General features: G+C 71.7%; 9 protein-coding genes and 1 tRNA gene. 8 read left to right on the top strand and 2 right to left on the bottom strand.

Translation table 11 applies throughout. The features are described from left to right. Positions 1–329 (bottom strand): FAD:protein FMN transferase (locus C1I98_RS31375; protein WP_199537351.1); only part of this gene is annotated, 329 nt, incomplete at its 3' end. Between the two features lie 88 nt (positions 330–417). On the opposite strand from C1I98_RS31375, the gene C1I98_RS31370 reads away from it, so the two are divergent. The 6 genes from C1I98_RS31370 to C1I98_RS31345 all read left to right on the top strand — a co-directional run bounded on the left by C1I98_RS31370 (position 418) and on the right by C1I98_RS31345 (position 4543). After that, a complete protein-coding gene (locus C1I98_RS31370) occupies positions 418–816 on the top strand; it encodes an OsmC family protein (protein WP_111170987.1) in 399 nt (132 codons plus the stop codon). A 49-nt stretch (positions 817–865) separates the two neighbouring features. Then, a complete protein-coding gene (locus tag C1I98_RS31365) occupies positions 866–2005 on the top strand; it encodes a sensor histidine kinase (protein WP_111170986.1) in 1140 nt (379 codons plus the stop codon). After that, positions 2002–2664 (top strand): response regulator, encoded by a 663-nt coding sequence (locus tag C1I98_RS31360; protein ID WP_111170985.1) that lies wholly within the window; start codon positions 2002–2004, stop codon positions 2662–2664. Before C1I98_RS31365 ends, C1I98_RS31360 begins: the two co-directional genes overlap by 4 nt. Before the next feature lie 319 nt (positions 2665–2983). Further along, positions 2984–3057 (top strand) — tRNA-Lys (locus C1I98_RS31355). Between the two features lie 179 nt (positions 3058–3236). Continuing rightward, positions 3237–4070, top strand: a complete 834-nt coding sequence (locus C1I98_RS31350; RefSeq protein ID WP_111170984.1) for a vanadium-dependent haloperoxidase — start codon at positions 3237–3239, stop codon at positions 4068–4070. Then, a complete protein-coding gene (locus C1I98_RS31345) occupies positions 4067–4543 on the top strand; it encodes a hypothetical protein (RefSeq protein WP_111170983.1) in 477 nt (158 codons plus the stop codon). Before C1I98_RS31350 ends, C1I98_RS31345 begins: the two co-directional genes overlap by 4 nt. Here C1I98_RS31345 and C1I98_RS31340 read toward each other — a convergent pair. Next, positions 4524–5993, bottom strand: a complete 1470-nt coding sequence (locus tag C1I98_RS31340) for a DUF1349 domain-containing protein (RefSeq protein WP_199537348.1) — start codon at positions 5991–5993, stop codon at positions 4524–4526. The two genes, C1I98_RS31345 and C1I98_RS31340, sit on opposite strands and share 20 nt — an antisense overlap. Before the next feature lie 152 nt (positions 5994–6145). Here C1I98_RS31340 and C1I98_RS31335 point away from each other — a divergent pair, with 152 nt between their 5' ends. Both C1I98_RS31335 and C1I98_RS31330 read left to right on the top strand, forming a co-directional pair. After that, complete coding sequence (locus C1I98_RS31335) at positions 6146–6808, top strand: response regulator transcription factor (RefSeq protein WP_111170981.1); 663 nt, start codon at positions 6146–6148, stop codon at positions 6806–6808. Beyond that, the coding region (locus tag C1I98_RS31330) for a sensor histidine kinase (RefSeq protein ID WP_111170980.1) at positions 6805–7827 on the top strand (1023 nt) is incomplete at its 3' end. The genes C1I98_RS31335 and C1I98_RS31330, both read left to right, overlap by 4 nt.

The raw sequence follows: 7827 nt of genomic DNA, 5'->3' as shown, positions 1-7827 counted from the left end.
GCCCACCCCCGCACATAGAGCGTCGGGTCGAGCGCGCCCCCCGCGCCCTCGTCGAAGTACCCGCCGGTGGCGGCCCTCAGCTCGGCACAGCGCTCAAGCACCTCCGTCACCTCCGGGGCGCAGTCATCGACCGCGAGCCGCCCGGCGGCCAGCCTGCCGATCGCGCTGTCCGGGCGGGTGGCGTCGAAGGTCGCGTCCACCCAGCCCAGCCAGGCGAACGCGTCGTCGAGCACCGGCGACAACTCCCGGGACGGCAGCATCGTACGGACGTCCACGCTGACCGGAAGGCCCATCACCTGCTCGACGCGGACGGTGCCGGAAAACGCCATCGTGTCCACTCCTCCCCTAGCGGTCGTCGTGGTCAGCATGGCAGGCGGGGCGTAATGCCGTGCTAAGCGTTTTGGCTACTGTTGACTCATGGCGATCGTGAACGTGGAACGGACCGGCGACGGCGGGTTCGTGGCCCGCAACGACCGGGGGGCCGAGGTCAAGATGGGCGGGTCGGAGGAGGCGGGGGTGTTCAGCCCCGTCGAGTTGCTGCTCGCCGCCGTCGGCGGGTGCAACATCGTCACCGTCGAGCCGCTCACCGCGCAGCGCGGTCACCGGCTGGTCCGCCTGGCCATGACGGTGGAGGCGGAGAAGGTCGCGCTGACCCGGCTGGGCTCGGTGACCATCACCTACGACGTCGAGCTGCCCGAGGGCGACCCGAAGGCCGACGAGGTCTTCCGCGCCGTCGCCCAGCGGGTCGAGGCGAACCACTGCACGGTGAGCCGCGCCCTGCGCGAGAACGTCGGGGTCGACCTGGTGCTGCCCTAGTAGTCCCAGGTCAAGATAGGGGTCGTGCTGCCTGGGTAGTTTCCGCTAGGTGCTCGACTGGGGGGAGCGGCACGGCCGGGCGATCGACGTCGGGGTCGCCTGCGGCCTGTTCGCGCTGTCGGCCGCCCGCTGGGACGCGCCGGCGGCCGGTTTCCCCCACCATGCCGCGCTCGCCGCTCTCGCCACCCTCCCGCTGGCGGTGCGGCGCCGTCATCCGTGGCCGGTGCTGCTCGTCGTACTGGCCGCCTCCGTCGTCATGCAACTGCTCTTCCCGCTGCCGCTCGCCGCCTGGCTGGCCGGGCTGGTCGCGGTGTACACCGTGGTCAGCCGGGTATCGTCGGGTCAGGGGGTCGCCGCCGGTGTGGCCGCGCTGGCCGTACCCGCCGCGGGGCTGGTCCGGTACGGCCCGCGCGAGTGGCTGGTCGTGCAACTGCTCGCCGTCCTCAGCGCCTGGGGGCTCGGCTGGATCCTGCCGGGGCTGCGACGGCTCAACCGCGAACTGATCGAACACGAATGGCTGGTCAGGGAGGCCGCCGAGCAGCGGGCCCTGATGGCGGTGGTGCGCGAGCGCACCCGGCTCGCCGGTGAGATACACGACGTGGTGGGGCACGCGATGAGCATTGTGGTACTCCGCGCGGGGGTGGCCCGAGAGGTCTTCGACCGCGATCCGGAGGAGGCCAGGACGGCGCTGGGCGCCATCGAGGAGGCCGCCCGGGTCGCGGTCACCGACCTGCGCCGGCTGCTCGACGTACTGAGCGGCCCGGAACACCGCGAGGAGTACGGTCCGCAGCCCGGCCTCGCCGACATCCCGCGCCTGGTCGAACGCATGCGCATGGCCGGACTGGACGCCGAGCTGTCGATGACCGGCACGCCGCCGGTGGACGACCGCACGGTGGAACTCGCCGCCTACCGCATCTGCGAGGAGGCGCTGGTCAACACGCTCAAGCACGCGGGGCGCACGAGCGTGCGCGTGGTGGTGGATGCGGGGGCCGACAAGGTGCGGATACGGGTGACCGACGAGGGGCCGCGCGGGCACGCCCGCCCCGACCGCGGGCTGCGCGGCGGTCGCGGGCTGCGCTTCCTCGGCGAGCGGGCGGCCTTCGTGGGCGGCTCGCTGACGGCGAAACCACGCCCGGAGGGCGGTTTCGAGGTGCGGGCGGCCCTGCCGTACGGGAGGGCCGGGGGATGAGCGGAACCCGCGTCCTCGTCGTGGACGACCAGGAACTGATCAGGGGCGGCCTGGTCGCGCTGCTGCGCGCCCAGGACGACATGGAGGTCGTCGGCGAGGCCGCGGACGGCGCGGAGGCCATCGCGGCGGCCGAGCGGGTACGGCCGGACGTGGCGCTGATGGACATCCGCATGCCGGTGATGGACGGCATCGAGGCCACCCGCCGGATGCCCGCCGAGGTCAGGGTGCTCATCCTGACCACCTTCAACGTCGATGAGCACGTCTTCGCGGCGCTGCGCGCGGGCGCGGCCGGCTTCCTGCTCAAGGACAGCCCACCGGCCGACCTGATCGCCGCCATCCACACCGTCGCGGGCGGCGAGGCACTGCTCGACCCCGCCGTCACCCAGCGTCTCATCGACGCCTACGTCAGCCGCCCGGTCGGCCAGACGGTCGCCGTCCACGGCCTGGACGACCTCACCGAACGCGAGAAGGAAGTGCTCAAACTCGTCGCCCAGGGCCTGTCCAACCGGGAGATCTCCACCCGCCTACACGTCTCGGACGGCACCGTCAAAACCCACCTCAACCGGGTGATGGGCAAGCTGGACCTGACCTCCCGCGCCCAGGCCGTCGTGGTGGCCTACGAATGCGGCTTGGTCATACCTGGTCAACCCTGGGTGTAGCCCGAAAATCAACCCCTGGATGACGAGCCCATTGCCCCTCGGTCTGTACTGTTGAACCAGGTCAAGGGGGTTGGAGACACAGTCTGAGACTTTCTTCCAAGGATGCGATGGGGGAACGCATCCATCCGGCGGCCGGCCCGATTTCCGGGGGGAGGAATCGGGAGACCGCCGCAGATCGGGGCCGGGTAGTTTTGGGGGAAGCTACCTGGCCCCGAACCATTTCGCAAGCCCGGCCCGCAGCCGCTCGTGGCACGGCTCGCCCGCATGATCACGATGTGCGAGCCACGCGCCCATGCTGCTACAGTTACACCCGTCGTAAGCGCCGCTAGCTCAGTTGGTCAGAGCAGCTGACTCTTAATCAGCGGGTCCGGGGTTCGAGTCCCTGGCGGCGCACTCTTCGATCGATATGGGCATCCTCGCCACCGGCGGGGGTGCCCTCAGTCGCTTCCGGGCCGGATGCTCCGCCGCCACCCTCCTCTAGCGGATCATCACCTATAGGAGTCTTCGGGATTTCCTTGGTCATCGCACACTTCGCCAGGACGGGTCTCTGATCGTCTCCGGGCAGGAGTGTCATGAGCAGAATCAGACCGCTGATCGGCCTCGGGGCCGCCGCCGCGCTGTTATCGGGGGCGCTCGTCGCTCCCCCGTGGTCCAACGACCTGGACGGCACCTACAAACCGCCGGGCCAGCACATCGACCACACCATTCAGGTCCTCAAGGAGGCTCCGCTCGCCGGCCGGACCCAGCTCCAGAACGCGAAACTCTTCGCGCTCGTCTCGCTCGCCATCGGCGATGCCGCCATCTCCGCCTGGGACATCGAGTTCGACACCGACACCGACCTGTGGCGGCCGGAGTCCGCGATCAGGCTCCGCGACGTGGACCCTGAGACAGGCTGGAAACCGGAATCAAGGAACACCCAGGGCGTGAGCTTCTCCCCGCCGTTCCCCGCCTACATCTCCGGGCACGCCACCTTCGGCGGCGCCTGGGCCGGGGTCATGAAGCGGCACCTCGGCACGGACGCTCTGGCCTGGACCGGCACGACCGATGACCCCTTCGCCCAAGGCGTGCAACGGCGATTCACCTCCTTCAGCGGCGCGGCGAACGAGAACGCGCTCGGACGTGTCTGGCTCGGCGTCCACTACCGGTTCGACGGGCAGTTCGGCGTCGCCACCGGCGACAACATCGCCGACTGGGTCAACGGCAACTTCCTCGGAGCGCCTTCCCCGGCGTCACCCTCGCGGCCGACACCTTCAACCGGACGGTCACCAACGGCTTCGGCACCGCCGACGCCGGCGGTGCCTGGTGGGTCGGCGCACCGGCCGGCAGCTACGCGGTCAACGCCGGCCAGGCCCGGATCACCCTCACCGAGCCTTCGGCGGGCCGCAGCGTCTACCCCAACCGCGTGATCTCCACCGGCACCGATCTCGCTTACAAGGTCGGCCTGGACGAGCTCGCCACCGGTAACGGCGTCTACATCACAGCGGTCGGCAGAAGGGTCGACGGCGCGGGCAACTACCGCTCCACGCTGATCACCCGCCCGGACGGCGCCGTGATGCTGCAACTCAGGCGAGCCGACAGCGCCGGCACCGAAATACCCCTGGCGCCCCTGCAGACGATCCCCGGCATCTCCTACACCCCGGGCTCCTTGCTCCACCTGCGCCTCCAGGTCGTCGGTACCTTCCCGACCACCCTGCGGGCCAAGGCCTGGCCCGACGGCACCCCGGAGCCCGCCGCATGGCAGCAGACCGTCACCGACTCCACCCCCGCCCTCCAGGGCGCGGGCCGCGCCGGTCTCCTCGCCTACCTCTCGGGCACCGCCACCAACGCACCGGTGACCGTGAACCTGGACGACCTCACCATCAAGCGCGTCGCCGAGTGAGCGGGGATCTCCTGCGGTGCGCGGCGAGTCCCACGGCGAGGGCGACCGCCGCATATCCGCAGGTCACGGCCAACCCCGCCCAGGGAGGAAGTGGGTAGTAGCCCATCAGCGGGGACGGGTCGGCGTCCACGTGGGCGAAGGTGGGAACGCTCTGCGTGATGGCGAAGCCGGCGGCCGGGGTGACCACGAGCAGCCATGGGGCCAGGCCCGTGGTGGCCAGTAGGTGCGGTACGACGACCAGCGTGACGGCCAGGCCGATCGCCACGATGGCCCGCCTGAGCAGCGTGGCGAGGCCAACGGCCAGTACGGCGGCGGCCGCGGTCAGCGCCGCGTAGCCGATGATCATCCGCAGTTGGGTGACCAGGGTGATCGGCTGGATCGGGTTCTGGTTGGCGCGCAGCAGCGCCAGGCCGGCCGGGATCACGATCCCCGCGGCCACCAGCCCCGTCACGAACGCGACCGCGCCCGCCACCGCCGCCCTGGCCGCCGGGTTCGGTGCGTGCCGGTGTCTCGCACCGAACCCGGCCGCCGCCACGAGCACCAGGACCAGCCCCACCGCCCCGCCGAGCAGCGTGAAGTCGGCGCGCAGACCGCCGTCCAGCGTGGCGGGCCCGATGTCGCCGCCCCCGGTCACCAGCAGCCTGCCGCCGGACTCGGCCGCCCCGCCCGGGTGGTGCGGGGTCCTGCCGTCCTCCTCCAGGGAGACGCCGACGTCATCGCGCCGCCACATACCGTCCACGCCCTGCACCCGGATCTGGTCGAAGGCGGCGGTGGCCTGGGCGAAGCGGGAGGCCATCCCCCGCACGTTGCCGGGGGATGTGGCGAACAGCCCGATCTCCACCGTTTGCGGCAGGTCGGCCAGTGTGACCGTGCCGACCTCGGTCCACTTCCTGCCGTCGGGCGACTCATGACCGGTCAGGGTGTCGCCCGCCCTGGTCAGCCGCAGCCACCGGGGCCCGTGGACGGGGCCGCCGGCCACGTCGTGGATGTAGTTGTGCTGCATTCGCACGCCGTGCTCGCCGGTGATCATGACGGCGGCGTACGGCGTGCCCTGCGTCAGGCTCGGCCTGATCAGGAGCCCGGCCTTCGCCCAGGGCAGCACGCCCTTCGTGACATTGCGCACGCCGGGGACGGCGTCCGGCAGCCGGATCTGCCCGGTCATGTCCGATACCCGGGCGACGATGCCGCCGTTCCCGGAGAGCGGCTGGTGGACGAAGTAGTACTTGTCGTTCACCGCCGTGCCGTCGGGGCCCAGCAGTGGCGCGGGGCAGGGGCCCTCGCCCTTCCCGGTCACGCAGGTACTCCGGGCACCACCGGTGATCAGCAGCCCGAGCGACACGGTGACCAGTACGGAGGCCGCCATGGTGAGCACCAGGCCGGGGGCGCCGCGGAACCTGCTCCATTCGGCGCGCAGCAGGTGAAGGAAGCGGCGGGACATCAACGGACTCATGCCGACGGTTGTACGCGCCACCCGGTTCCAGCCCGGTCCCACCGGCTGCGACCTGGCTGAGACCGGGCATCTGGCATCGTTGCCGGCATGGCACCCCGCCCCGGCGGCCGCTCCGGCCGCCCCGCCCGCCCGCTGAACCCAGGTGATCGCCGGTGAGGGTCCTCGTCGTGGAGGACTTCGCGGTCCTCGCCCGCTCGATCGGCACCGGGCTGCGCCGCGAGGGCATGGCCGTCGATGTCGTCCTGGACGGCACCGCCGCCCTCGACCGCCTGGCCGTCACCCGCTACGACGTGGTGATCCTCGACCGCGACCTGCCCGGCGTCCACGGGGACGAGATCTGCCGGCGGCTCGCCCTCGGCCGCAGCCCGAGCCGCATCCTGATGCTCACCGCCTCCGGCACGATCGAGGACCGCGTCGCCGGCCTCGGTCTCGGCGCCGACGACTACCTGCCCAAGCCCTTCGCGTTCGCCGAGCTGGTCGCCCGCGTCCGCGCCCTGGCCCGCCGCGCCACCCGGCCGCTGCCGCCCATGCTGAGCTGCGGGGACATCACCCTCGACCCGGCCCGCCGGATCGCCTCCCGGGCCGGTCGCCGCCTGGAGTTGAGCCCCAGGGAGTTCGCCCTGCTCGAATGCCTGCTCGCGGCGCCCGGCGTGGTCGTCTCCGCCGAGGAACTGCTCGAACGCGTCTGGGACGAGGCCGCCGATCCCTTCAGCAGCGCGGTCAAGCACACCATGCACCGGTTGCGCGCCAAGCTGGGCGATCCGCCCGTGATCCAGACCATCCGCGAAGGCGGCTATCGCATCGGACCGGCATGACCTCGCGGCGACCGGCCAGGAGGTCCCTCCAGACGCGGCTCGCGCTCGCCTACGCGGCGGGCATCTACGCCGCCGGAGTGCTGGTGGTGGTCCTAGTCGATCTTCCGCTGGTGAGCATCCACGCGGCGATCCCCGCGGGCGGCCCCTCATCGGGCACGGCCGCCGGTCCCGGGATCGGCCTTCCGCAGTTGCTCATCGGCTCGGCCGTCGCGATGGTCGTACTGATCCCCGTCGCGCCGGCCCTCGGCTGGTACGTCGCCGGGCGGTTCCTGCACCCGCTGCGCGCCATCACCGCCACCGCCCAGATCATCTCCGCCGGGGACCTCCACCGGCGGCTGGACCTCGGCGAGCCAACGGACGAGCTGACCGAACTCGGCGGTACCCTGGACGACCTGTTCGCCCGCCTGCAAGCCTCCTTCGACGCCCAGCGGCACTTCGTCGCCAACGCCTCCCACGAACTGCGCACCCCGCTCGCCGGCCTGCGCACCCTCCTTGAGGTCGCCCTCGCCGACCCCGACGCCGACGCCGAAGCCCTGCGCTCGGCCTGCCAGGAGGCCCTTGCCCTGGGCGAACACCAGGAGCGGCTGGTCCAGGCGCTGCTCACGCTGGCCACCAGCGAACGCGGCGCGACCCGCTGGGACACCCTCGACCTGGCCGGCGTCGCCGCGGAAGTGCTCGCCGCGCGCCGCGACCAGGCCACGGAGCAGGGCATCGACCTGACCGAGGACCTGATGCCCGCGGTGACCGCCGGAGATCCGCGGCTGATCGAAAGCCTCGCCGCCAACCTGGTCGACAACGCCCTCCGCCACAACCACCCGTCCGGAAAGGTCGAGATCACCACCCGGACCTCCGGCACGGAGGCGGTGCTCACCGTCGTCAACACCGGGCCGGTCATCCCCGCCGACCAGGTCCGGCGGATCTTCCATCCCTTCCAGACGCTGGCGCCGGACCGTAAGGGGTACGGTCTCGGCCTGGCCATCGTCAACGCCGTCGCCCAGGCCCACCACGCCCCCCTCACC

Origin of the sequence: Spongiactinospora gelatinilytica, from assembly GCF_003236385.1 — a bacterium.
GTDB lineage: Bacteria > Actinomycetota > Actinomycetes > Streptosporangiales > Streptosporangiaceae > Spongiactinospora > Spongiactinospora gelatinilytica.
The sequence above is the reverse complement of the archived record's forward strand: the minus strand, read 5'-3'. Positions and strand labels throughout refer to the sequence as shown.

What these genes read in the sequence shown, in the direction of transcription:
- C1I98_RS31370 (WP_111170987.1), top strand. Translation starts at nt 418, where the DNA reads ATGGCGATCGTGAACGTGGAACGGACCGGCGACGGCGGGTTCGTGGCC.
- C1I98_RS31350 (WP_111170984.1), top strand. Translation starts at nt 3,237, where the DNA reads ATGAGCAGAATCAGACCGCTGATCGGCCTCGGGGCCGCCGCCGCGCTG.
- C1I98_RS31360 (WP_111170985.1), top strand. Translation starts at nt 2,002, where the DNA reads ATGAGCGGAACCCGCGTCCTCGTCGTGGACGACCAGGAACTGATCAGG.
- C1I98_RS31340 (WP_199537348.1), bottom strand. Translation starts at nt 5,993, where the DNA reads ATGAGTCCGTTGATGTCCCGCCGCTTCCTTCACCTGCTGCGCGCCGAA.